The 23,287-nt window shown below is 39.5% G+C and carries 21 protein-coding genes; 16 read left to right on the top strand and 5 right to left on the bottom strand.

From position 1 onward, the window contains the following. Positions 1-2: 2 nt before the first annotated feature. Positions 3-746, bottom strand: coding sequence for a LytR/AlgR family response regulator transcription factor (locus ACY2A0_RS00725; protein WP_461787725.1), 744 nt, complete (start codon positions 744-746; stop codon positions 3-5). Then, positions 743-1,810, bottom strand: coding sequence for a sensor histidine kinase (locus tag ACY2A0_RS00720; protein ID WP_461787724.1), 1,068 nt, complete (start codon positions 1,808-1,810; stop codon positions 743-745). The genes ACY2A0_RS00725 and ACY2A0_RS00720 overlap by 4 nt, the downstream gene beginning before the upstream one ends. A gap of 175 nt (positions 1,811-1,985) precedes the next feature. Here ACY2A0_RS00720 and ACY2A0_RS00715 point away from each other — a divergent pair, with 175 nt between their 5' ends. The 9 genes from ACY2A0_RS00715 to ACY2A0_RS00675 all read left to right on the top strand — a co-directional run bounded on the left by ACY2A0_RS00715 (position 1,986) and on the right by ACY2A0_RS00675 (position 11,916). Next, positions 1,986-2,495: a very short patch repair endonuclease gene (locus ACY2A0_RS00715; protein ID WP_461787723.1), complete on the top strand. Its 510-nt coding sequence runs from the start codon at positions 1,986-1,988 to the stop codon at positions 2,493-2,495. A gap of 183 nt (positions 2,496-2,678) precedes the next feature. Next, entirely contained in the window at positions 2,679-3,116 is a 438-nt protein-coding gene (locus ACY2A0_RS00710) for an RrF2 family transcriptional regulator (RefSeq protein ID WP_461787722.1), read from the top strand. Between the two features lie 270 nt (positions 3,117-3,386). Next, a complete protein-coding gene (locus ACY2A0_RS00705) occupies positions 3,387-5,480 on the top strand; it encodes a HEPN domain-containing protein (RefSeq protein ID WP_461791201.1) in 2,094 nt (697 codons plus the stop codon). A 196-nt stretch (positions 5,481-5,676) separates the two neighbouring features. Continuing rightward, positions 5,677-6,444 carry a uroporphyrinogen-III C-methyltransferase gene (cobA, locus tag ACY2A0_RS00700; RefSeq protein ID WP_461787720.1) on the top strand — a complete coding sequence of 256 codons (768 nt, stop codon included), beginning with the start codon at positions 5,677-5,679 and terminating at the stop codon, positions 6,442-6,444. 13 nt (positions 6,445-6,457) lie between these two features. Continuing rightward, complete coding sequence (locus tag ACY2A0_RS00695; protein WP_461787719.1) at positions 6,458-7,939, top strand: TSUP family transporter; 1,482 nt, start codon at positions 6,458-6,460, stop codon at positions 7,937-7,939. A 4-nt stretch (positions 7,940-7,943) separates the two neighbouring features. After that, positions 7,944-8,645, top strand: coding sequence for a phosphoadenylyl-sulfate reductase (locus ACY2A0_RS00690; protein ID WP_461787718.1), 702 nt, complete (start codon positions 7,944-7,946; stop codon positions 8,643-8,645). A 564-nt stretch (positions 8,646-9,209) separates the two neighbouring features. Further along, positions 9,210-10,157 (top strand): sulfate adenylyltransferase subunit CysD, encoded by a 948-nt coding sequence (gene cysD / locus ACY2A0_RS00685; RefSeq protein WP_461791022.1) that lies wholly within the window; start codon positions 9,210-9,212, stop codon positions 10,155-10,157. Between the two features lie 147 nt (positions 10,158-10,304). Then, positions 10,305-11,552, top strand: coding sequence for a sulfate adenylyltransferase subunit 1 (locus ACY2A0_RS00680; protein ID WP_461787717.1), 1,248 nt, complete (start codon positions 10,305-10,307; stop codon positions 11,550-11,552). Positions 11,553-11,691: 139 nt separating this feature from the next. Further along, on the top strand, positions 11,692-11,916 hold the full coding sequence (locus ACY2A0_RS00675; protein WP_461787716.1) for a hypothetical protein: 225 nt from the start codon (positions 11,692-11,694) through the stop codon (positions 11,914-11,916). A gap of 58 nt (positions 11,917-11,974) precedes the next feature. On the opposite strand, the gene ACY2A0_RS00670 is transcribed toward ACY2A0_RS00675, so the two are convergent. From ACY2A0_RS00670 to ACY2A0_RS00660, 3 genes are all read right to left on the bottom strand, one after another. Continuing rightward, complete coding sequence (locus ACY2A0_RS00670) at positions 11,975-12,400, bottom strand: DUF983 domain-containing protein (RefSeq protein WP_461787715.1); 426 nt, start codon at positions 12,398-12,400, stop codon at positions 11,975-11,977. Then, positions 12,387-13,277, bottom strand: coding sequence for a helix-turn-helix transcriptional regulator (locus ACY2A0_RS00665; protein ID WP_461787714.1), 891 nt, complete (start codon positions 13,275-13,277; stop codon positions 12,387-12,389). Before ACY2A0_RS00665 ends, ACY2A0_RS00670 begins: the two co-directional genes overlap by 14 nt. Before the next feature lie 302 nt (positions 13,278-13,579). Further along, positions 13,580-14,200 carry a phosphatase PAP2 family protein gene (locus ACY2A0_RS00660; protein WP_461787713.1) on the bottom strand — a complete coding sequence of 207 codons (621 nt, stop codon included), beginning with the start codon at positions 14,198-14,200 and terminating at the stop codon, positions 13,580-13,582. A 108-nt stretch (positions 14,201-14,308) separates the two neighbouring features. Here ACY2A0_RS00660 and ACY2A0_RS00655 point away from each other — a divergent pair, with 108 nt between their 5' ends. The 7 genes from ACY2A0_RS00655 (at position 14,309) to ACY2A0_RS00625 (ending at position 23,254) form a co-directional block, all read left to right on the top strand. Next, on the top strand, positions 14,309-15,112 hold the full coding sequence (locus tag ACY2A0_RS00655; RefSeq protein ID WP_461787712.1) for a HipA family kinase: 804 nt from the start codon (positions 14,309-14,311) through the stop codon (positions 15,110-15,112). After that, complete coding sequence (locus ACY2A0_RS00650; RefSeq protein ID WP_461787711.1) at positions 15,090-15,473, top strand: DUF3037 domain-containing protein; 384 nt, start codon at positions 15,090-15,092, stop codon at positions 15,471-15,473. The genes ACY2A0_RS00655 and ACY2A0_RS00650 overlap by 23 nt, the downstream gene beginning before the upstream one ends. 477 nt (positions 15,474-15,950) lie before the next feature. Next, positions 15,951-17,522, top strand: a complete 1,572-nt coding sequence (locus tag ACY2A0_RS00645; RefSeq protein ID WP_461787710.1) for a sodium:solute symporter family protein — start codon at positions 15,951-15,953, stop codon at positions 17,520-17,522. Positions 17,523-17,550: 28 nt separating this feature from the next. Continuing rightward, positions 17,551-18,489 (top strand): dihydrodipicolinate synthase family protein, encoded by a 939-nt coding sequence (locus ACY2A0_RS00640; RefSeq protein ID WP_461787709.1) that lies wholly within the window; start codon positions 17,551-17,553, stop codon positions 18,487-18,489. A gap of 81 nt (positions 18,490-18,570) precedes the next feature. Beyond that, positions 18,571-20,538, top strand: coding sequence for an FG-GAP repeat domain-containing protein (locus tag ACY2A0_RS00635; protein ID WP_461787708.1), 1,968 nt, complete (start codon positions 18,571-18,573; stop codon positions 20,536-20,538). 144 nt (positions 20,539-20,682) lie between these two features. Next, positions 20,683-21,360 carry a hypothetical protein gene (locus ACY2A0_RS00630; protein ID WP_461787707.1) on the top strand — a complete coding sequence of 226 codons (678 nt, stop codon included), beginning with the start codon at positions 20,683-20,685 and terminating at the stop codon, positions 21,358-21,360. Between the two features lie 28 nt (positions 21,361-21,388). Further along, positions 21,389-23,254 carry a T9SS type A sorting domain-containing protein gene (locus ACY2A0_RS00625; RefSeq protein WP_461787706.1) on the top strand — a complete coding sequence of 622 codons (1,866 nt, stop codon included), beginning with the start codon at positions 21,389-21,391 and terminating at the stop codon, positions 23,252-23,254. Positions 23,255-23,287: the final 33 nt, after the last annotated feature.

Raw genomic sequence — 23,287 nt, 5'->3', positions numbered from 1 at the left:
TGCTAGATTTCAAATCTTTCTCTTAAGCTTTCGCTGTTTGATCTGCTTGACGTTACTTTCGCTCCATTACTCATTACAAATATCAATGCTCCATTAAATCCCCTTCTAATTTCTGTAATATGGTTGGTGTTAATGATGTCGCTTCTATGAATACGGAGAAAATCTTCGGGAAGCTTCTCCTCTAAATTCGAGAGGGTGTAATCCGTCAAGTGCTTTTTGCCATCCGCAGTGTGCAGGAACACATACTTATCCTCTGCTTGCGCATGAATGATATCTTCCAGCTTTATCAATAAAATTCTGTCACCTAGCTTTACCGTAAGCGTTTTTAAATTGGTTTTTCCTTTAATTTTCTGAAGTAGATCTTCTATCGCGATAGCTGGTTTAGCTAAATTAGTTTGTTTTAATTTGAAGATGGTTTTGTCCAATCGTTCTAACTCAATAGGTTTTAGCAAATAATCAATAGAGCCTTCCTCAAAAGCTTTAATTGCATATTGATCGTAAGCTGTAGTAAATACTATTTTAGGTAGATTTTCTGTTAGTTTAGCCAACATTTCAAAGCCATTAAGCACTGGCATCTCAATATCCAAAAATACCAAATCAGGTTGTAAGGATTCAATAAGCTGTAGGCCCAACTGTCCATTTTCAGCTTCTCCGATAATTTCAATTTCACTATAGTTGTTCAGCAGTCGTTTGAGGCGTTGGCGTGCTAACTGTTCGTCTTCAATGATAATGGTTTTCCAGGTCATGCGCTTAAAGGAATGGTTATTTTAATTTGTTTGATGGGTTCGTTGCTCATTTCAATTTCATGGCTGTTAGGATAAAGCAGCGTTAGCTTATCAAAGGTACTTTGCAGTCCGTAACCTGCGATTAGTTCTGCAGGAAAAGGAGAACCATTATCCCTTACGAAAATATGTGCTTGATTATCTTCTTTAATTACCTTAACCGCTAGAAGTCCATTTTCGGCAGTATCTTTTAAGCCATGTTTTAGTGCATTTTCAACAAGTGGTTGTAGTAAAAACCGTGGAAACTGCATATGTGAAAGTACATCATCGGTGTTGATATCAAAATTGATCCTATCTCCAAAACGTACTTTCTCAATAGCGAGATAAGTGTTTAGGATATCAATTTCCTCTTGTAAACTACAAAAATTTTCATGTTGGGAGTTGATGCTGTATCTGAAAAGTTTGGAAAGTTTAATCGTCATATCCTCCGCCTTATCTGGGTCTTCGTGAATGAGGCTGGTGATAGCATTCAATGCATTGTACAAAAAATGTGGGTTAATCTTCGATTGAAGTGCCTGCAATTCGGCCTCGGTTTTTAACTGATTGATTTTAATTAAATCGGCTTCTTTGGCTTTCAGCGCATTTTCCGCATTGCGTTTTTGTAAATGGTAAAGCAACATAATGGTGCCCACAATTAGTACGATGACTGAAATTGAACGATAATCTTGCAGATGGTTAAAAGCTTCGTATTTGATATTGTAAAAAAGCGAAATGATGAAGTAGCAAATTTCTATGCCAACGATCATTCCGAGGATATTACATAGATAGTACAGCAATATCAGCTGCCAAAAATTACGTGTAAGTTTACTGCTGTAACATTGGAAAATTGAAAATATATTGGATATGCCCAAACTGATAAAAATGCTGAACAGTATATTGAAAAATACTTGTCGGGCTGCGATACCCTTACTATTTAACCCAGCAATCAGCAAACTTAAACTAACTCCCACTAAAACTCCTACACCAATATATTTGATGTTTTGTTGAACAATTCGATGTCGGAGGATTTTCTTTAACGTAAGTGCCATTTCAATGCAAGTAAAAATACAATATCAAAACAATAAGTAGTAGTAGATTTGTTGTAAAGATGTGAATTGTAATTGCATTAACGTTGGTTTAAAGGATGGTTAGCATATTTTGAAACCTTAATAGTGTTTTTAAAGCGACGAGTGGTGATAGCGAAATAATTAATTTAGTGACATAATGAAAAAACAGCCCAGATTTTATTTGCCGTTAGAACAAGATGCCATTAAAGTCCCTCGCTTTGAGGAAAGCGCAGGCTTTTACACCACTAAGCAACGCAGCAAAACCATGGCTAAGATTAAGGGTAGCAACAGTAAGCCCGAGCTTTTGCTGAGAAAAGCGCTGTGGAAAGAAAATATTCGCTTCCGTATACATCGTAACGATTTGGTAGGTAAGCCTGATTTGGTAATTGATAAGTATCACTTAGCAATTTTTATTGACGGAGACTTTTGGCATGGCTATCAATGGAAGGAGCGCAAACCTAAAAGCAACCAACAGTTTTGGATCCCCAAAATTGAACGTAACATGCAGCGAGATGAATTTGTGAACATGAGTTTGCAAGCAATGGGCTACGTAGTTATGCGATTTTGGGAACATGACGTTAAAGGAAATTTGGCAGCCTGCATTAATCAAATCAAATTGTATATTGAAGCCGCAAAGCAACAGCGCATTCCTGAGAATTACGAATAGGAAGGGATAATAACGAAGGGTCAATAACCAATAACCAATAACCAATAACCAATAATCAATAACCAATAATCAATAACCAATAATCAACTTCCAAACAACTAAAAAACCAAACAACAAACCAACCAACCAACCAACTAAACAACCAATCAACCAACTAACCTAAAAATTATTACCTTTGCAGTCATGCTTTCTAAAAAGACCAAATATGCCATTAAGGCACTAGTAGCGCTGGGCAAAAACCTTGACTTGCCGCCAATGCAAATCTCGAAGATTGCAGAGGAGGAGCGTATTCCCAAAAAGTTTTTAGAGCAAATTCTTTTAGATTTAAGAAATGCTGGATTTTTGTATAGTAAAAAAGGTGCCGGAGGCGGTTATAGCCTTAACAAAAAACCAGAGGAAATTTTCTTAGTTCAAATTTTACGCCTTACTGATGGTCCGGTAGCGATGCTACCATGCGCAAGCTTAAACTTTTATCACAAATGTGATGAATGTACTGACGAGGTGACCTGCGGCATTAGAAGTGCTTTCATTGATGTGAGGGATGCTACCCTTAAAATTTTAGGCGAAACCAGCATTGCAGATGTAATTGCTAGGGAAGACAAATTAAAGCTAGGCCTATAATTCTGACAAGCTATTGTATTCCAATAGGATAACGAACTAAAAACTGTCGTTATTAAAAAATCTTTAAAAATAATTACTACTATTCCTATATACTTTATATATTTGACGGATGAAGTTGATATTTAAATACTGTCTGATGCCACAATCAACCATGAGCCACTGTTGTAAAACAAGGTAAAAGAAGTACGTATATCATTTTTTAAAAAGAAATTGAACATAGATGCTTCTCCGAAAAGAGAGGCATTTTTTGAATAAAGCACAACAGCATCCATGCAAAGTTTTAGAACAGAACTCGAAAATCCAATTGTAGAACAAGACATCATCGACTTAGAGCGTAAGATAAAAGCTTTTCGAGAGGGAACAATCCACGAAGAAAAATTTAGAAGTTTACGTTTGGCGAGAGGGGTATATGGCCAACGTCAGCCGGGGGTGCAAATGGTGCGTATCAAATTGCCTTTTGGTAAAGTCACCTTTAAGCAGCTGTTACGCATAGCCGATGTAGCCGATGAATACGGCAGCGGGAATTTTCATTTAACTACACGTCAGGATATTCAAATCCACTATGTGAGTTTGGATAGAACGCCGGAATTGTGGGCTGAATTGGAGCGAGATGACATCACTTTACGGGAAGCTTGCGGTAATACCGTTCGAAATGTGACTTCGTCGCCAAATGCTGGCATTGATCCAGAAGAACCATTTGACGTTTCCCCTTATGCCCATGCAGTTTTCGCTTATTTTCTGCGTAATCCTATCTGTCAGGAAATGGGGCGCAAAATTAAAATTTCCTTCTCTTCAAGTGATAAAGATACAGCCTATAGCTACATCCATGATTTGGGTTTTATTCCAAAAGTAAACGAAAAAGGAGAACGAGGTTTTAAAGTGATGTTTGCCGGCGGGTTGGGAGCGCAACCATTTTTAGCCAATGCTGTGCAAGAGTTTTTACCCGAAGATCAGCTTATTCCTTATACAGAAGCAGTATTAAGAGTATTTGATCGATATGGTGAGAGAAACAACCGTAATAAAGCCCGCTTGAAATATTTGGTGCAAAAACTCGGTTTGGATGAAGTGATCCGATTAGTGGAAGAGGAAAAAATCGCTAACAAAGTAAAAAGTTTCAAAGTAGATATTACTGCAGTGCCGCAACCAGTGGCTCCATTTGAGCAGGCTTTTGAAACGGTAGCGATCGCCGATGAAAATCACTATCAGCTATGGTTGGCAACAAATGTGATTCCTCAAAAGCAGGAAGGTTTTTATGCGGTTTACGTGAAGGTTACGGTAGGTGATATCAAAACTGATTTAGCCAGGGCATTTGTAGCTGCGGTTAAGCCGTTTATTGCAGATGAAATTAGAATTACGCAAAATCAAGGTTTGCTGCTCAAGTTTGTACGTAAAGAGGCATTGCCATCATTATATGTTGCGCTTAATAACTTAGGTTTTGCTAAAGCAGGTTTTGGAAGTTTAGCTGATATTACCACTTGCCCAGGAACTGATACCTGCAATTTGGGTATTTCCAACAGCATGACCTTGGCTGAAGTTTTAGAGGAAGTGGTTTACCATGATTTTCCGGAATTTGTGTACCATAAAAACCTCAATATTAAAATTAGTGGTTGCATGAACTCTTGCGGTCAACACGGCTTGGCCGAAATTGGTTTCCACGGAAGTTCTGTGAAAGCGGATGGCAAAGTAGTACCGGCAGTACAAGTAATGTTGGGCGGTGGTACGGTTGGCAATGGCGAAGGTCGAGTGGCGGAGCGAGTAATCAAAGTTCCATCTAAACGTGCTACCGGCGTTTTGCATTATTTGCTTAATGACTTTAAGGCCAATGGAAATGCAGAGGAAAACTTTCATCAATATTATGACAGGCAAGGCAAGGATCACTTTTATCAGTTGTTAAAGCCATTGGCAGATTTAACCAATTTACAGGCTGAGGAATTTGTGGATTGGGGGCATGAAGAAACCTTTGCAACGGCAATTGGTGTAGGCGAATGTGCTGGTGTGGTGATTGATTTGGTAGCTACTTTATTGCTCGAAGCCGATGAGAAGTTCGGTTGGGCTAAAGCTTCACTTCATAATGGCGCCTATGCTGATGCAATTTATCATACTTATGCAGCGATGGTAAGTGCCGCAAAATCTTTACTGTTGGATAAAGGGGTAAACGCAAGTACGCAAGCTGGTGTAATCAAAGAGTTTGACAACCAATATGTGGAAAGTGGCGAATTCAATTTAGGGCGAAGTTTTGCAGATTTAGTACTTCAAATTAATAAAAACGAACCATCAGCAGAATTTGCTAACGCTTATTACGCACAGGCTGAAGCGTTTTTAAGTGAAATAAAAGCAAAACGCACTATTCAATTAGCTAATTAGATGATATAATAATTGAAATGGCCATTGACTAATAATAAAATGATGAAATAGTGAAATGATAAAGTTATAAAATGATAAAATGATAAAGTGAGTTGCAATTAGCTGAACAGTGCAATTTATTCATTCACTCATTTAGTCATTTATTCATTCACTCATTTGGTCATTCACTCATTTATTCATTCAAAATTTTAACAAAATGAACAAACATATCGAACCTAAAATAACTTTGTTAGGCGCAGGTCCAGGTGATCCGGAGCTGTTAACGTTGAAAGGTGTGAAAGCTTTACAAACCGCAGATGTGGTATTGTACGATGCTTTAACTAATGAGGCGTTGCTGGCACACGCTCCTGAAGCTGCCATCAAAGTTTATGTAGGTAAACGTTCTGGAGAGCATTCACATTCGCAAGGAGCAATTAACCAGCTTATGATTGATTATGCCTTGAATTACGGCCATGTGGTACGCCTAAAAGGAGGTGATCCATTTGTGTTTGGTAGGGGATATGAAGAACTGGACTTTGCTGCCTCTTACGCTGTTCCTGTAACTGTTATTCCAGGTATTTCAAGTTCCATAGGTGTGCCTGCTTTGCAGCAAATCCCGGTTACGCACCGCGGTTTGAGCGAAAGTTTTTGGGTAATTACCGGCACCACTACCAACGGACAAATTTCCGACGACATTTATCAGGCAGCAAATTCTAATGCTACGGTAGTCATTTTAATGGGCCTGAAGAAATTGGCACAAATTGTAAGCGTTTTTAAAGCCGCTGGCAAAGCACAATTACCTGCTGCGGTGGTGCAAAATGGTTCTACTGAGAATGAAAAACTAGTGGTTGCCACCGTTGAACAGTTGCAGGCTAAGGTAGAGGAAGCGCAAATTGAAGCGCCAGCACTGCTGATATTCGGCGAAGTAGTTTCCTTACATCCATCATTTAAAAATATCATCAAGCAATATGCCGCTATCTCCTAAAAGCAATAACACAGTGGATTTATTGCCAAAGGATAACCATGGCAACCAGCTTTTTCCGGCTTTTATCAAGCTGAATGAGCTGCGTACACTTTTGGTTGGTGCTGGCAAGGTGGGTTTGGAGAAAATTACCGCTATTGTGAACAATTGTAAGGAGGCACAGGTAACCGTAGTTGCTAAAGACATACATCCCGATTTTTATGAGCTGGCAAAAGTAAACGAAGGCATAAAAATAAAACAAAAGGACTTCTCCGCGGATGATTTGGAAGAAGTCGATATTGTGTTTGCTGCCACAAACGATAACCTTTTTAATGCACAGCTGAAAGATTTGGCCCATGCAAAAGGCTTGTTGATTAACGTTGCTGATAAGCCAGATCTGTGCGATTTTTATTTGGGTGCGGTGGTGCAAAAGGGAGATTTAAAAATTGCAATTTCTACCAATGGTAAGTCGCCAACTATAGCAAAGCGATTAAAAGAAATTTTAAACGAAGGAATTCCGAACGAGCTTGACCAAACGTTGCAGAACATGAGCGCCCTGAGGCAAAATTTAAATGGAGATTTTGCATCGAAGGTTAAAAAACTCAATAAAGTAACAGAGCGTTTGGTAAATCCGCAAAAAAGCTTTGCCGAGCGTAATATCAAATGGCTCATTTGGCTGGTGGCGGTGGCTTTTATTGCTGCTGTTGGTATCACTTTGTGGGAAACAGAGCCAGAGTTTCAATCGTTTTTAACGCATATTGATCCATTGTTTTACTGGTTTTTAGGTGCAGGATTTGTATTCGCCATGATTGACGGCGCCATTGGGATGTCGTATGGCGTAACCTCTGCATCTTTTTCATTGGCAATGGGTTTACCACCTGCATCTGCAAGTATGGCCATCCATATTTCGGAAGTAATGAGCAACGGCATTGCGGGCTGGATGCACTACAAAATGGGAAACGTAAACTGGAAGTTGTTCAAGATACTGATCATCCCAGCTATCGTAGGAGCAGTATTAGGTGCTTATATTCTTTCTTCGTTGGAACATTACAGCGCTTACGTGAAGCCAATTGTAGGCGTTTACACTTTGTTTTTAGGGGCGGTGATTTTGTTAAAAGCATTTAACCTGAAAAGAAAAAAGAACAAAGGAAAAATTAAAAACATCGGTCCTTTGGGGTTCGTTGGCGGTTTTATTGATGCTGCGTTTGGTGGAGGTTGGGGTTCTATCGTGCTTTCAAGTTTGATTGCTGGCGGCAGACATCCCTTGTTTTCGTTGGGTACCGTAAAAATTAGTCGATTTTTTATTGCCACTTTGAGCTCCTTGACGTTTTTTACCATGCTTGGTGGCAAATATTGGGAAGCCGTTTTAGGACTAATCATCGGAAGTGCTCTAGCTGCGCCTATAGCCGCCAAAGTTTCCAATAAAATATCGGCCAAAACAATTATGGTGGCCGTAGGCATTATTGTAATGCTGGTAAGTTTACGCAGCGTAACCTTATTTATTTTAAAGTTGATTTAGGAAGATGAAAGATTTGATAGCACTTAAGCAGCAACTTAACGGACTAAATACCATTGAAAAGTTGCGGTATTTAGCCGAAACATATAAAGATAGGATTGTTTTTTCTACCAGCTTCGGTTGGGAAGATCAAGTAGTTACACATTTGATATTCGCTAATCAAATCCCTATTAAAGTGTTCACTTTGGAAACTGGACGACTTTTTCCGGAAACTTATTATGTGTGGAACAGGACATTGGAAATATACCAGCAGCCCATTCATGCTTATTTTCCGCAAAGCGATTTGCTGCAAAATATGGTAAATGCAAAGGGGCCTAACAGCTTTTACGAAAGTGTGGAGAACAGAAAAGAATGTTGTTTTATCAGGAAAATTGAACCGCTAAAAAGGGCGTTGGCTGGTAATGAGATTTGGATTACCGGTATTAGGGCCGAACAAAGCGCCAACCGTGAGCACATGGAAGATTTGGAGTGGGACGAAGCAAACCAACTCATTAAGTTTCATCCAATTTTTGATTGGACGCTTGCTGAAGTGAAAGACTTTGTGAAGGCGAATAACATCGTATACAACACATTACATGATAAAGGTTTTCCGAGCATTGGTTGTGCGCCATGTACCAGAGCAGTAAGAGAGGGCGAAGATTTTAGAGCCGGCAGATGGTGGTGGGAAGATCAAAGTAAGAAAGAATGTGGGTTGCATGCTACTTCTTAGGGATTAGGCATTAGGGATTAGTGGTCAGGGATTAGGAGTTAGGGATCAGGGATTAGTTTATAGGTTGTCCGTCCTGTCATCCCGATGAACTCCCTGTCATTCCGAGGCGCTCCTTGTCATCCCGAGGCACGAGGGATCTATTGAACGCTTGAATAGATTCTTCACTGCGTTCAGAATGACAGGACGCCTAGAAGAAGACGCCAAGGGAAAAGAGGGCTTACACTCCCTGTCATCCCGAGGAACGAGGGATCTGTTGAACGGTTGACTAGATTCTTCACTGCATTCAGAATGACAGGACGCCTAGAAGAAGATGCCAAGGGAAAAGAGGGCTTTACGCTCCTTGTCATCCCGAGGAGCTCCCTGTCATCCCGAGGCACGAGGGGTCTGTTGCACGGTTGACTAGATTCTTCACTGCGTTCAGAATGACAGGATGTCCAAAAGAAGGATGCCAAGGGCAAAGAAAATTGAAAACTAAACCCGATAGTAGTGAAATGTTTGTCAGTTTGAGCTTGTCGAAAACACAAACTTGAAACGAATAGCGGGACTAATGATACCGAAAAGTGACTGACCTCGCTTTTCAAATATAAAAAGGGAACAAAGCAAAAGATGAGTAAATACAATTTTGATTATTTAGATGAGCTTGAAGCGGAGGCTATCCACATTTTGAGAGAAGTGGCTGGACAGTTTGAGAAACCTGCGCTGCTATTTTCGGGTGGGAAGGACTCTATCACTTTAGTACGCTTGGCAGAGAAAGCTTTTAGGCCGGGTAAATTTCCATTTCCGTTGGTGCATATTGATACTGGTCACAACTTTCAGGAAACTATCGATTATCGTGACGAAATGGTGGAGCGTTTAGGGGAACGGCTCATCGTTGGCTCGGTGCAGCAATCCATAGACGAAGGAAAGGTAGTTGAGCAAAAGGGTAAAAATGCCAGTAGAAACGCCCTGCAGACGGTTACTTTACTAGATACCATTGAGCAATATCAATTTGATGCTTGCATTGGCGGCGCTAGAAGAGACGAGGAAAAGGCTCGAGCAAAAGAGCGTATATTTTCGGTACGAGATGAATTTGGTCAGTGGGATCCCAAGCGCCAACGCCCTGAGTTGTGGAATATTTACAATGGCAAAATCCATAAAGGAGAGAACGTACGTGTATTCCCAATCAGTAATTGGACGGAACTTGATGTTTGGAACTATATCCGCAGAGAAAACATTGCATTACCAAGCATTTATTTTGCTCACGAAAGAGATGTGATTACCCGTAATGGGCAGCTGATGGCTGCATCGCCATACTTAAATATGGATGATGAGGATGTTGTGGAGCGTAAAAAGGTGCGTTTTAGAACCGTTGGCGATATTTCTTGTACGGCTGCAATTGCATCAGAAGCTGATCAGATAGACGATATCATTGCAGAAATTAGCCAATCGAAAATTTCGGAACGTGGTGCACGTATGGATGATAAGGTTTCGGAAGCAGCAATGGAAGACAGGAAAAAGGGGGGATATTTTTAAAGAGTATTTAGTAGTTAGCTTTTAGTAGTTAGACAAATTGTTCTGTTATCTATGTTAACTGCTTACATCAAAATTTACATTATAATCATGTAGTTGGACAGATGTATTGGCTATCTAAATACTAACTACTAATATCAAAATACTATAATGAACATACTTAAATTTTTTACGGCGGGCAGTGTAGATGATGGCAAAAGCACATTGATTGGTCGCTTACTTTACGATACAGATTCTATTTTAGCTGACCAGTTGGAGGCAATTCAAAATGCGAATCGAAAAAACGATGATGGAACAGTAGACTTGGCTATTTTAACGGATGGCTTACGTGCTGAACGGGAACAGGGAATTACCATTGACGTCGCCTACAAGTACTTTCAAACCGCGAAGCGCAAATTTATCATCGCTGATACGCCTGGACACATTCAGTATACGCGAAATATGGTTACCGGAGCATCTACTGCTAACTTGGCCATCATTTTAATTGACGCAAGAAATGGCGTAGTGGAGCAAACTATAAGGCATTCTTATCTGGTTTCATTGCTAGGCATTAAGCAAGTAGTTGTAGCCATTAATAAAATGGATATGGTGGATTACAGCGAAACAGTTTTTGACGCCATCACACAAAAATATAAATCACTGGCTGAGGAATTGAAACTTGATCAGGTTACTTATATCCCTGTGAGCGCCTTAAAAGGTGATAACATTGTTCATTCATCTGAACGTATGCACTGGTACCAAGGTGCTAGCTTACTGCAATTTTTAGAAACGGTTGATACTACCGTACAACAACAATCGGATAAAGCTCGTATGCCTGTACAGTGGGTAATTAGGCCGCAAACTGATGAATTGCATGATTATCGTGGCTACGCCGGACGGATTGCCAGTGGTACTTTTAAGGTAGGCGATCAAATTACCGTGCTGCCTTCGGGTGCAAGCTCAACCATAAGTAAGATCGAGTTTTTCGACAAGGAGCTGAGCGAAGCAACTAGCGGTCAATCGGTAACGGTGCATTTAGCTACAGATGTTGATATTAGCCGTGGTGATACGCTAGTAAATTCATCGGCTATGCCGCAAGAGAGCAAGCTGATTGAGGCTGATTTATGTTGGATGGACACTAAAGCTTTAGATACTTCCATTACTTATTTGCTGCAACACAACAGTAAACTTACTAAATGTAAAGTGGCCGAAGTGATTTACAAAGTAGATATCAATAATTTGGAAAAACAGTCTGCGGATGAATTTAAATTGAATGATATTGGTAGGGTGGTACTAAAAACTGCTGATCAGCTACCTTTTGATTTTTACGACGAGAACAAAGCCAATGGATCGGCCATTTTAATTGATAGCAGAACTAATTTAACCGTTGGAGCAACGATGTTCAGGGCAATAGGCTAAATTTCTGGCTTATTAGCACTGTTTTTAATTGCTTGGCCGTTCGCTGAGCAATTTTTTTTGCTTTTTAGCGAAGTAGTTAAAACATTTTGCGTCAGCTACTGTTTATTGATTGATAAAAATCTAAAAAAAACTTACGACAATGGCTGATAATTCTATTTTACTTCTTGACGAAACTAACCAAATGCATTTGAACAGTAGCGCTACCGACAGGAGTTACACTTCGACCGTAGCTAAAGATTATGTTAATCAGCGTAAGGAAAAAGCGCAAAAACAAGCTCATGACGAAAAAAATGGCCTCTCAAAAGCGAAATTATCTGAGCACAAATGGGATGAAATGGTAAGTTACAAATACGCTATTTTTTAGCGATTTGGATATCTGAAATGAAATTGGGCTTGTAGCATAAAGTTACAAGCCCAATTTTTTATTTATGCTTGGGCGCACTGCGGTCTGGCTCGTAGTGTAAACCTGGAGAAAGCCAGTACAGCAAAACCATTCTGGAATACCTGTAATTGAAAGGCGAAAACAGCAATGTAGTTACAAACAACACTGCAATAAAATACCATAGGTTTTCGTATTCCAACTCTAAACCAAAAATGTACGCAGCTACGGATGCCGTAACCATTTCCGCCACATTCATGGCATAGCTTACAAACATGGCAACATAAAAATAGCCTGGTTCACGTTCGAAACGTAAACCACAATGAGGGCAATATTCGTTCATTTTCTGGACTTTAAACCCGTAGGTAGTTCCCGTAAACGCATCGCCAACTCTACAACGGGGACATTTAGCGTGTGAAAACCCATGCCATTGCGAAATGTAGTAAGGGTGTTTTTTATTTGGTTCCATAAGGATCTGAGATATATTGTTTTCTAAATTTATCGGGTGTAACACCCTCATATTTTTTGAAGAACTTCACGAAATATGATTGATCTTCAAAGTTCAGTTTAAAAGCCACTTCTGCTACCCTTAAATCAAGGTTGACAAGCAATCTTTTGGCTTCTAAAATAATTCTATTTCTAATTAGCTTACCCGCCGACATGCCCAAAAACTCGTTGCAAAGTGCATTTAAGTGATTAGGTGTAATGTATAATAGTTCTGCGTATTGCTTAGGCAGCTTTAACGTAGTGTAATTTTGCTCAATAAGCTGTTGGAAATTTCTCAAAATAGTATCATTGTAATTGTTTTTGGGTAGATGTTGGTCTCCATTTACCGACCTCTCTATTTCAATGAATAACTGCAACAATAAAACTTTCACCAAATCATCGCTCCAAGGTTGTTGGATTTTACCTTCTTTTAAAATGTCCTCAAAAATACCAAACACCTTGCTGCTTGTGGGTTCATCCAAATCTAGCACTTGCTGGTTAGTGATGCCACTGAAAAAGCTGAATTTTCCTAAGTAATCCTGTTTCAGCAAGAGCGAACTAAAATAAGCAGCTGAAAAGTTGATGATGTAGCCGTCAGGTTCGCTAGTGAAATTCCAACTATGCACTTGCCCGGGTATCATAAAATAAATCAAATTTGGCCTAACTTCAAACGTGTCAAAATCAATTTGATGTTTGCCTGCGCCCTTGGTAAACAACACTAAATGATAAAAACTATGCCGGTGTGCAGTATGTAAATGTTGATGCTGCTTCGCATAAGTTCCAAACCTGCTTACCAGTATTCCATCGTTTTTATACGCTGAAAAATATTTGATGTCGTAAACAGGAATATTTTTCTTCATTCTAGTGAAAATTAATTGTCACAAATGTATCAAAATTGTACATATGCTTTATGGTGTTTTATTTTTAATAAATGGTATTTTTTACTTATTTAATGTTAGTTATTTGTATTATTTTAGTTTTTTTATGGATAAAAATACTTTTTTGAGTTTTTGCGAAGAAGAGCTGTTTTAGGAGGTGATAACTTTTTTTAAAAAAAAATGTAGAAATATTTTGCATTATCAAAATCTGCCGTATATTTGTCCTCGAGAGCGTTAATTTAGATGATGGGGGTAGGACTTCGGTTCTATCTCCATTTCTTTTTTTAAGGCCTTTTGTAATACCATATCAGCTGTTGCAAGTACAGTAAACCGATAAGTAAACCTCCAATAATATCGGTTAGCCAATGCGCTCCTAAATAGATTCTTGATATTGGTCCAACCACGCACATGAAGTAAGCTAACATAGTTACGCCCATACGCCAATATTGTGGTAAAGATGTTAACTGTTTCATTAAGAAAATCAGAAAGCCAAAAAATACAATATAGGATAGCGTATGTCCGCTTGGAAAGCTGTTGTTTTGATAGCGATCAATTAAAGTCACTAAATCAGCGGTTGGTCGAGGACGATCAAATACCCGTTTTAACACAAAGGTGATAATTCCTGTAAAGACAATGCAGCTCACGAAAACTGCTTCGCGTTTAAGTTTGTTGGCTATTAATATTCCAGCGGTGATGATTAGACTTGCCAATGCAATACTGAGGTTGCCAAATGCGCTAATCACTATCATTACTTGGTCTAACACGGGTGTTCTGAATTGTTGCACAAATTGTGAAACGCTGGTATCAATTTTATTAATGGGATGCTGCAGTACCAAATAGGCAAGCATTGAAAATAACAGCAGTAGAATTGAACTGATCAGTAGGTGTTTTCTTAATGGCATCATTGGTGATTTTTTAAACAGCTTTTCTCAAATATCTGTTTTATCAAGCAACTATTAATTAGTGTGATGATTTTTTTTGGTTAGGTGATCTTTAGTGTACCTTTGGTGTTTATGGGAACTACAAACGAAAATAGCTTGTATCTGCGAACGGTTAATGTTACCCGCTATGTTACGCCTTTACGCGAAGGCGGCTCGATGCCTGCTATTGCAGAGGCCGACGACGGATTTTTATATGTATTGAAGTTTAGAGGAGCGGGGCAGGGACACAAAGCATTGATTTCGGAAATTATTGGTGGTGAAATTGCCAGAGCCTTAGGTTTAAAGATGCCTGAACTTGTTTTTGCAAATTTAGATGAAGCCTTCGGACGAACAGAACCTGATGAGGAAATTCAAGATTTGTTGAAAGCCAGTGTTGGCTTAAACTTAGCCCTGCATTATTTGTCTGGAGCCATTACTTACGACCCAACCATCACTAAAATTGAGCCAGTTTTAGCATCTAAAATTGTTTGGATGGATTGCTTGCTGACCAACATGGATCGTACTGCCAGAAATACGAACATGCTGTATTGGCACAAGGAGTTGTGGTTGATAGATCACGGGGCGTCTTTGTATTTTCATCACACTTGGCAAAACTGGGAGGAGCAAGCTAAACGACCTTTTGTGTTGGTTAAAGATCACGTGCTTTTGCCGCAAGCTAGCGAATTGAGTGCAATAGATGATGAAATGAAGGCATTGCTCACACCTCAACTTATTCACGATATTTTAGCGCTAATTCCCGAAGCGTGGTTAGATGAGCGTAGCTTTGAAACTGCTGAGCAGCAGCGTGAGGCTTATGCCCAATTTTTAAATACCCGTATCCAAAATTCTTCTGTTTTTGTAAATGAAGCCGAAAATGCAAGACAAGCACTTATTTGAGTATGCAGTAATTCGGGTGATGCCAAGGGTAGAACGCGAAGAATTTATTAATGTGGGGATTATCATTTATTGTGCAAAATTGAAATATCTTAATGCCGCATTTAAAGTATTTCCTGAGCGTTTAGTAGCCCTAAATTGTCAACTGGAATTAGATACCATTGAACGTAATTTAGATGCCATAGTAACGATTTGCAAAGGCGGAAAAGCTGCTGGTCCAATTGGAATGTTAGATTTAGCTGGTCGCTTTAGATGGTTAACCGCTACAAGAAGTACCGTGGTGCAGTGTTCCAAAGTTCATCCGGGTTTTTGTGTAGATGCGGAAGAAACTTTGAATAAATTGATGGCAGAATTGGTGTTATAAGATAAATGCGGCTTCCATCCGGATAACCGCATTATCAAACTAAACCTAAATTTAAGCTTTACAAACTTGCTTTTACTTCACCGCAAGTCAACATATTTTTTGGATAGTAAGGATTTTCAATTTCCTTACTATCGCTTAACCAAATTTCACCTGTCATAGGACAAACTTGTTGGTATAATGTGCCTGAGGTTGCGCACTCGCTTCATCATTCAGTTTGACAGTGGCAAGGTCTTTTTAGCTACCATACAGATCATCTAATTTCTACGCATAACTTGCTTTAAATTTATATCGTTAACCCCTGTCTTTTTAAGATGATACCCTGATTTTGACGAAATTGAATGCTTTTTCGTGATATGATGTCAATATCGTACATAAGCTTGTGAAGATTTTATAAATAAGCGAGCGCTAAATCATTTAAGTTTGCTTTCGCTTGATGGCTATTGAGCCTATTGTTAACCTAACCAAATACAAACATTCATGAACAACCTTCCTATTTTGGACATCGTCATTATCGTGCTTTACTTACTAGCAATGGTACTGGTGGGGGTTTATTTTTCACGTAAAAACAAAAGTGCTGAACAGTTCACCAAAGCATCGGGTAAAATTCCGGGTTGGGCAATTGGTCTTTCTATCTATGCCACGTTTTTAAGTAGCAACACTTTTTTGGGTGTTCCCGGTAAAGCATTTGGAGGTAATTGGAACGCATTTGTCTTCAGCATTTCAATGCCATTAGCCGCTTGGATAGCTTCAAAATATTTTGTGCCTTTTTACAGAAGCATCGGAGGGATATCAGCTTATTCGCACCTTGAGCATCGTTTTGGTCCATGGGCAAGAACTTATGCGGTAATCTGTTTCTTACTTACGCAATTGGCCCGTATGGGGTCTATCTTTTTCGGAATTGCATTGAGTTTGCAAGCACTTACAGGCTACAGTATGTCAACGGTAATGATTGTAATGGGAATCAGCATCATCATTTACACGGTAATGGGAGGGATGGAAGCCGTGATATGGACTGAAGTAGTGCAAGGCGTCATCAAAACTTTAGGTGCCCTGCTCATCATTTATTTAATCGTTGCAGATATGCCCGGAGGAGTTTCAAAAATCATCGATATCGGCGTAGAAAACAACAAGTTCAGCTTGGGCAGCTTTTCTCCAAACCTAACCGAATCCACTTTTTGGGTGGTGTTGTTTTACGGATTCTTTATCAACCTAAATAACTTCGGTATGGATCAAAATTACGTACAACGCTACCATACTGCTAGTACCGAGCAAGAAGCTCGTAAGTCTGTTTGGTTATGCGTTTGGTTGTACGTTCCTGCTTCATTGCTGTTTTTTATCATTGGTGTTTGTTTGTTTGCTTACTATCAGCTGCATCCTGAATTTACGGATGTCATTAAAATGCAGGTTGCTGCGGAAAGGCTACCTTCGTCTGCAACTTCAGCACAACTGGCTGATATGGCAGCGTCATTAAAGGCTTCCGATTATGGCGATAAGGTGATGCCGCACTTTATGGTAAATAAAATCCCAGCAGGTTTAGTGGGCTTAATTGTATCGGCTATTTTATCGGCGGCAATGAGTACCATCAGCTCGGGCATGAATGCATCCGCTACGGTTTTTACGGTAGATATTTACAAGAGATATTTCAAGCCTAATTTAACTGATAAGCAAAACTTGAAGTCGTTACACGTAACTACGGTGTTGTTTGGGCTAATGGGCATGGCAACTGGTTTGGCTATGATTGGCGTTAAAAGTTTGCTCGATATTTGGTGGGAACTTTCTGGAATTTTTGCAGGTGGTATGCTGGGTTTATTCCTATTGGGGATGATTAGTAAAAAGGCAAAAAATGCAGAAGCTTTTACGGCAACAATTATTGGTATTGTGGTAATCCTTTGGATGACTTTCTCTAGCCTAATTCCTGAAAAATATGAGTTTCTCAGAAGTCCATTTCACAAAAATATGATTATCGTAGTCGGCACACTTACCATTTTCTTGGCCGGAATCATCATTAGTAAAATAAAAAGTAATAAGCAGCAGGCGGTACAAGCCTAATATTTACGTTAGAAATTAAGAAGATCACATGAATACGAAAAAAGGATTTATCCCGGTTATGCTAACTCCGTTTAAGGATAATGGTGCGGTGGATTTTGATGGTTTAACCAAGCTTACCTATTTATACCTTGATGCTGGTGCAGCTGGCTTATTTGCAAATTGCTTGTCGAGCGAAATGTTTGAACTTTCAGAAGAAGAGAGGATTGCCGTAGTTAAACACGTTGTAAAGTTAGCGAAGGATAAAGTACCGGTAGTGGCAACCGGAACTTTTGGTGGTGCAATAAGCAAGCAGGCTGATTTTGTTAAAAGTATTTATGATACAGGCGTTGATGCCGTGATTGGAATTACAGGCTTGCTGGCTAATGCAAATGATAGTGATGCTGTTTTTGAAGCCAATGTGCATCAGCTTTTACAACTTACACCTGGTGTGCCGATCGGTTTTTATGAATGTCCTGTACCTTACAAAAGATTAATATCTCCACAACAATTAGGTGATTTGGTAGCTACTGGAAGAATAACTTACCACAAGGATACTTGTTTAGATATCAATCAGATCAAGGAAAAAATTGCGTTAACCAAACACGTGCAGAATTTTGGCCTGTATGATGCCTATATGGCGCATGCTGTAGAGACTTTAAAAGCCGGATCAGCTGGCTTGTCGTGTATACAAGGCAACTACTTTCCAGAATTAATTGTGTGGTTGTGCAATAACTATAATAACTCTTCGCTTAGTGCAGAGGTAGCTTTAGTACAGCAATTTTTTATCGATCAGATGGATGTAATGCATGATGTATATCCAACCGTAGCAAAATATTACCTTCAAAAACGTGGATTGGACATTAGCACTTTTACCAGACGAACTGGAATTGGACAATTTGATGCGATGGTGAAGGCAAAAATTGATCAGCTTTTTGAGGATTACATTGTGGTGAAAGAGCGCATTAATTTGGAGAATGTGCTGGTATAAAAATAAAAATGGTCTGTAATGGATTATTATTTTTGGTTTGACCCCGAACTAGCTTCGGGGTTTTTTGTAAAATGAAATGTTATGAGAACTAAAACTGTCTTATTGGCTTTGATTGTGGTGTGGCAAACGTTGGTGCATGCACAGGTAAAATTGCCGATGCTCGTAAGTGGCGAGGCTATTCCCAATGGCAACCCTACAGGCTACGGTAGGTTGTCGGTGCCATTTTATAATGGGCATAACATGGGATTTGCAGCTGTTGCTTCCAGCACTCAAAAGGATTTGTTTTTACAGGGAACCGATGGCCACGGTAGAGGAACCTATCTTTATTTGTATAAAGGATTATCGCCTGATGGCATTCCAATTTTTGCTGAGCCTATTAAAATTAAAGTACCGTTTGAAGATAAGGGAGATAATAGGGGGATTATCATACAAGACAAAAACGGGCAGATTTACGGCGTTTGGGCCTTTGGTGCAACACTTCGTTATGCAAAATTCAATAAAAAAGATTATAGCTTTTCCGAATTGAAACGTATCAATATCAAAGGGCAGCCTAGAGGTTACTCCAACTTTGGAATTGTGCCGTTAAAAGACGGTACATGGCAGTTTTTCTTTGTTGTGGGAGAGGATGGCGTATTCAGTAACAACAAAGAGTTTCCGAAAATGATTACTTACAATGCGGAAGGTTTTTGGCCTTATGATTTACGGAAGATGGGCATTTTTGGTGGTGCTGCATATAGTTTGGATGTTGCTCAAGTAAATATTGAACAATTAACTGAACTTAATCAGGCGCTTTTTACCATTGATGGTTTTGCGAAGTTGAACATCGGCAACACCAGTTATGTACTTTCGGGTACTCGTTTGGGTAATATCTTGTTTTATCAGTTAGATGAAAAGAAGGGAAAGCTATCGCCACGCAAATTTGCGGTTGGCACTGATGGCTTGTTGCTGCGTAATCCCGGCGTACATTCCTCACCAGCATATTTTTACGATAGTGATCAAAATCAAGGCTTAATTACTGTTGGCGAAGGAGGATTGTATTACTATAAAAACACCTCGAAAATTGATGCCAATGGCAATTTAATTATGGAGCAACCAAAGCATGTGCTGCAGCAAAACCCGAAGTTATACGGAGGTTCGTTGGTAATTCCTTCAATGGCCGATTGGGATGGCGATGGAAAATTGGATATCATCTCGGGAAATTCTATGGGATTTTTGTTCTTCTATAAAAACATTGGAACTAACGAGCAACCCGCTTTTATTGACCCAGAGCCTTTGGTAGCCGACGGCAAAATTATCCACGTGCAACCGGGTTACAAGGAAGATATTCAAGGTCCTGGAGAAGCTAGATGGGGCTATACTTCGCCTAATGTAATAGATTGGGATGGTGATGGTCTATTGGATATCATTACCGGTGATAGCAGAGGGAAGTTTATGGTATATCTCAATATCGGTACCAAAACAAAACCAAAACTAGATCGGGAACATACGCTTTATCTAGATGGTTTGGATATGTACGGCACTTGGCGCACCCGACCTGGGGTTGCAAAGTTGGGTGACCGAATGGCTTATATCACGCTTGATAAAGATGATGAATTTCATTTGTATTGGCAATTGGATAAATACAATTTGGAAGACGGTGGAAAGCTTAAAATGGGCGATAAAAATATCAGAGGCAACAAATTGGGCGGTGGTACCGTTGGCAGGGCCAAATTTGAAATCGTAGATTGGGATGGAGATGGTATCAAAGATTTGTTAGTAGGCACCTATGGAAAACAATCTATTCCTGATACGATAAGTGGGCTGCCAATTAATATGAAGCCAAAACGAGGATCCACTATCTTGTTCATGAAAAATAAAGGAACTGATGTTAATCCAAATTATGAATTTCCGAAGGTACTTAAATTTAAAGGGCAAAATATATCCTTGGGCGGACATGAAATTGGCGGATGTATTGCCGCTGTGGGAAATGGCAAAAATCCGATGAATTTGATAGTCGGTATTGAAACTGGGATATTTATGTTTTATGAGAGAAAAGATTTAAGCTGGTGATTAACGCATATTAACTTTCGGCTGTAAGTTATTCAACCGATTAAGAAAAACAATGTCAATATCGTACAAATATTAGCCAATAACAGGCAAAATTACAGTGCAGGAGCAAACTAACTTTAGTTTACTAAATATATCCTGTATTGTATGAAATTGAATTTAATGCTCCGGCATCTGCTGTCGGGTAAATCACTAGCTTTTGCTATCATCTTCTTTGTTTCTATTGGTTTTGTTAACATCGCCAATGCTCAATTATTAGCTTGGCAATTTGCTTTGCCTCAACCCAGCAAAGGCACAGAGCCTAGCATCAACGCAACCACCAACAACGAATTTTTAGAAATCGCACAACTCACCAGAGGTGGAGGAGTACAACCCAAACAAGGCAATAGCAGAGGTTTTAGCGGCAATTTCGGTGTCGATGAAAGTTATGAAGATGCCCAAAAATCGAACGCCTATTTTCAATTCGAAGTAAGCCCTAAAAAAGGGTACGAGGTGAGCTTAAACCGTTTAGATGCAACCTTGCGCCGACAGGAACAATCGGCTCACGTGTATCGTTGGGCTTACAGCTTAGATGGTAAGAACTTCGTTAAAATTGGCGATGCAGATGTAGACGTGACTTTCACAGGAAACAATGGAATAAAGCAACAAAGCATAGATCTTTCTAGTATCAAGGCCCTTCAAAAAGTAAGTAAGAAAATCACATTCAGGTTGTACGCTTGGGGCGCTCTAACTAATCAAGGTAAAGCAATTGCATTTGGTTTCGGAAAATCGGATTCCAAGGGAAGCAATGCATTGATTTTAGATGGTACCGTCACTAAGAAATAACACAAATTCATTAACCAAAAACAATCATATGAAAAAACTTTTACTACTCATTTTGCTAGGCTTCACTGCATTTTTTGCAGGGGCACAAGGAAAAATTGGCTACTTGTCATTTACCTCCGGCTCCTCCTCGGCCAATAATTTGAATCCTCAGGACAATCCAATAGAGGCGAACTATAAATTGGACGGTCTTACCAACATGACACTTTCAAGAGGCGTTGGATTAACTTACACCAATAACTCCACTTACAGTTACGTAGGCTTGCTTCCGGCTGGCGGCAACCGGGCGGATGCTATTACCAATAACGTTTATTACGAGTTGAGATTGAATGCTGCTAGCAAGTTTCTGCACTTAAAAAGTTTAGATTTTAGGTTACGAACCGCTGATGCTTGGACTGCGGCTGATGTTACTTATAGATGGTTTTATAGTATTGGCAACACCAATAACTTCGTAGAAATTGGTAATGCCGATGTACTTTTAGGATTTACAAATACCAATGGTGATGTGGAGCCTACCATTGATTTAAGTGGAATTGCCGCATTACAGCAAATTGCGCCTAATACCAATGTGTATTTTCGTATTTATGCCTGGGGTGCTAAAGCTAAGCAAAGCGATGGCATAACTGATGTTTCGGCTACTACTAGAGGTTTTGGCTTTGGTAAAAGTAGTGCCTCAACCACAGAATTAATCACCTTTAAGGGGTACGTAGCGGAAGGGCCACTAGCCGCTGCTTGGGATTTCTCTAGTATCAATGCAAGTACGTATGCTGCCGAGGTAGCGAGTAGTTTCCAGCAAAGTTGGTTGAGAAAATCTTCAACTGAAAATACGCTTTTAGTTGCAAGAGGTGCTGGTTTAGAAAAAGCATCTTTAAATAATGCTTATGCCGTTACCTATAAAAGTCAGGTGCTTAACGATATTCCTTTAAGTTTTAACGATGCCGTAGCCAAAGAAACATATTATAAAATAGATTTGACGGGAGATGCCGTGAACTATACCCAACTATTGGGATATAGAATGAAGTTTAGGAGTAACAATACTACTGCTACCAACGCAAGGTGGCAACTGGTTTTGGAAGATGGCAATAATGCAATTTCTTCTTCTAGTCCAACAGTAAATTTAGGTAATGATATTACAATAAATGCAGATGCCGATGGTATTTATTACAGTTTGGCATTAGCTAATACCGATCTGAGCGCTGTTATTCCGCCAGGAAAAAAAGCAGAGTTACGCCTATATGTATGGGGAGGCACTAGTACAACTGGTGTTTTTGGCTTAGGCCGATTAGCTAGCGAAACGCATTTGCAACTCTATGGGCAAACCCTAACGCCAGCCAATTATTTGCAGGTACTTCCGGTAAACTTAACCTATTTTAAAGCAGCAAAGCAGAATAGTTCGTCTCGTTTAACTTGGTCCACTAATAGCGAGCAAAATAATGCTCATTTCAATGTATTACGGGCTGGCGATGATCGGGTTTTCAAAAGTATTGGGCAAATCAACGGGGCGGGAAACGCAAGTGGCACTAAAACCTACAACTTTACAGATTTTCAGCCCCTTAACGGCAATAATTATTATCAGTTAACTCAATCTGATTTTGATGGTAAAACTAAGGAGATTGGTGAAGTGCAGCTGCTTAATTTCGATATCTCAAAAACATCGCTCACTATTTTAAACGGAAATCAAAATATTAGCGCATTATTGGCTGTCACCAAAAACGAAGGTGCCAAAGTATCACTTTATGGAATTTCAGGCAACTTAATTTACCAATCGGCGGTAAATTTAAATATCGGCGTTAACCAAATAGAACTTCCAGCAAATCTAAATAGTGGGTTGTATATTCTTCAAGTGAAATCTCAGTCAGGAGAAAGCTGGAATACAAAATTTACCAAATCATACTAGGTATTAATCCAATTTAGAAAATAACTTAAAATA

Source organism: Pedobacter sp. (assembly GCF_965249885.1).
Taxonomy (GTDB): Bacteria; Bacteroidota; Bacteroidia; order Sphingobacteriales; family Sphingobacteriaceae; genus Pedobacter.
Note: the sequence above shows the minus strand (reverse complement) of the source record. Positions and strands in the feature narration are given on the sequence as shown.

Coding starts and splice junctions, on each gene's coding strand:
- ACY2A0_RS00710 (WP_461787722.1), top strand. CDS start 2,679: ATGCTTTCTAAAAAGACCAAATATGCCATTAAGGCACTAGTAGCGCTG.
- ACY2A0_RS00630 (WP_461787707.1), top strand. CDS start 20,683: ATGAAATTGAATTTAATGCTCCGGCATCTGCTGTCGGGTAAATCACTA.
- ACY2A0_RS00705 (WP_461791201.1), top strand. CDS start 3,387: ATGCAAAGTTTTAGAACAGAACTCGAAAATCCAATTGTAGAACAAGAC.
- ACY2A0_RS00655 (WP_461787712.1), top strand. CDS start 14,309: ATGGGAACTACAAACGAAAATAGCTTGTATCTGCGAACGGTTAATGTT.
- ACY2A0_RS00720 (WP_461787724.1), bottom strand. CDS start 1,810: ATGGCACTTACGTTAAAGAAAATCCTCCGACATCGAATTGTTCAACAA.
- ACY2A0_RS00715 (WP_461787723.1), top strand. CDS start 1,986: ATGAAAAAACAGCCCAGATTTTATTTGCCGTTAGAACAAGATGCCATT.
- ACY2A0_RS00640 (WP_461787709.1), top strand. CDS start 17,551: ATGAATACGAAAAAAGGATTTATCCCGGTTATGCTAACTCCGTTTAAG.
- ACY2A0_RS00660 (WP_461787713.1), bottom strand. CDS start 14,200: ATGATGCCATTAAGAAAACACCTACTGATCAGTTCAATTCTACTGCTG.
- ACY2A0_RS00635 (WP_461787708.1), top strand. CDS start 18,571: ATGAGAACTAAAACTGTCTTATTGGCTTTGATTGTGGTGTGGCAAACG.
- ACY2A0_RS00625 (WP_461787706.1), top strand. CDS start 21,389: ATGAAAAAACTTTTACTACTCATTTTGCTAGGCTTCACTGCATTTTTT.
- cobA (WP_461787720.1), top strand. CDS start 5,677: ATGAACAAACATATCGAACCTAAAATAACTTTGTTAGGCGCAGGTCCA.
- ACY2A0_RS00725 (WP_461787725.1), bottom strand. CDS start 746: ATGACCTGGAAAACCATTATCATTGAAGACGAACAGTTAGCACGCCAA.
- ACY2A0_RS00690 (WP_461787718.1), top strand. CDS start 7,944: ATGAAAGATTTGATAGCACTTAAGCAGCAACTTAACGGACTAAATACC.
- ACY2A0_RS00670 (WP_461787715.1), bottom strand. CDS start 12,400: ATGGAACCAAATAAAAAACACCCTTACTACATTTCGCAATGGCATGGG.
- ACY2A0_RS00665 (WP_461787714.1), bottom strand. CDS start 13,277: ATGAAGAAAAATATTCCTGTTTACGACATCAAATATTTTTCAGCGTAT.
- ACY2A0_RS00645 (WP_461787710.1), top strand. CDS start 15,951: ATGAACAACCTTCCTATTTTGGACATCGTCATTATCGTGCTTTACTTA.
- ACY2A0_RS00675 (WP_461787716.1), top strand. CDS start 11,692: ATGGCTGATAATTCTATTTTACTTCTTGACGAAACTAACCAAATGCAT.
- ACY2A0_RS00680 (WP_461787717.1), top strand. CDS start 10,305: ATGAACATACTTAAATTTTTTACGGCGGGCAGTGTAGATGATGGCAAA.
- ACY2A0_RS00650 (WP_461787711.1), top strand. CDS start 15,090: ATGCAAGACAAGCACTTATTTGAGTATGCAGTAATTCGGGTGATGCCA.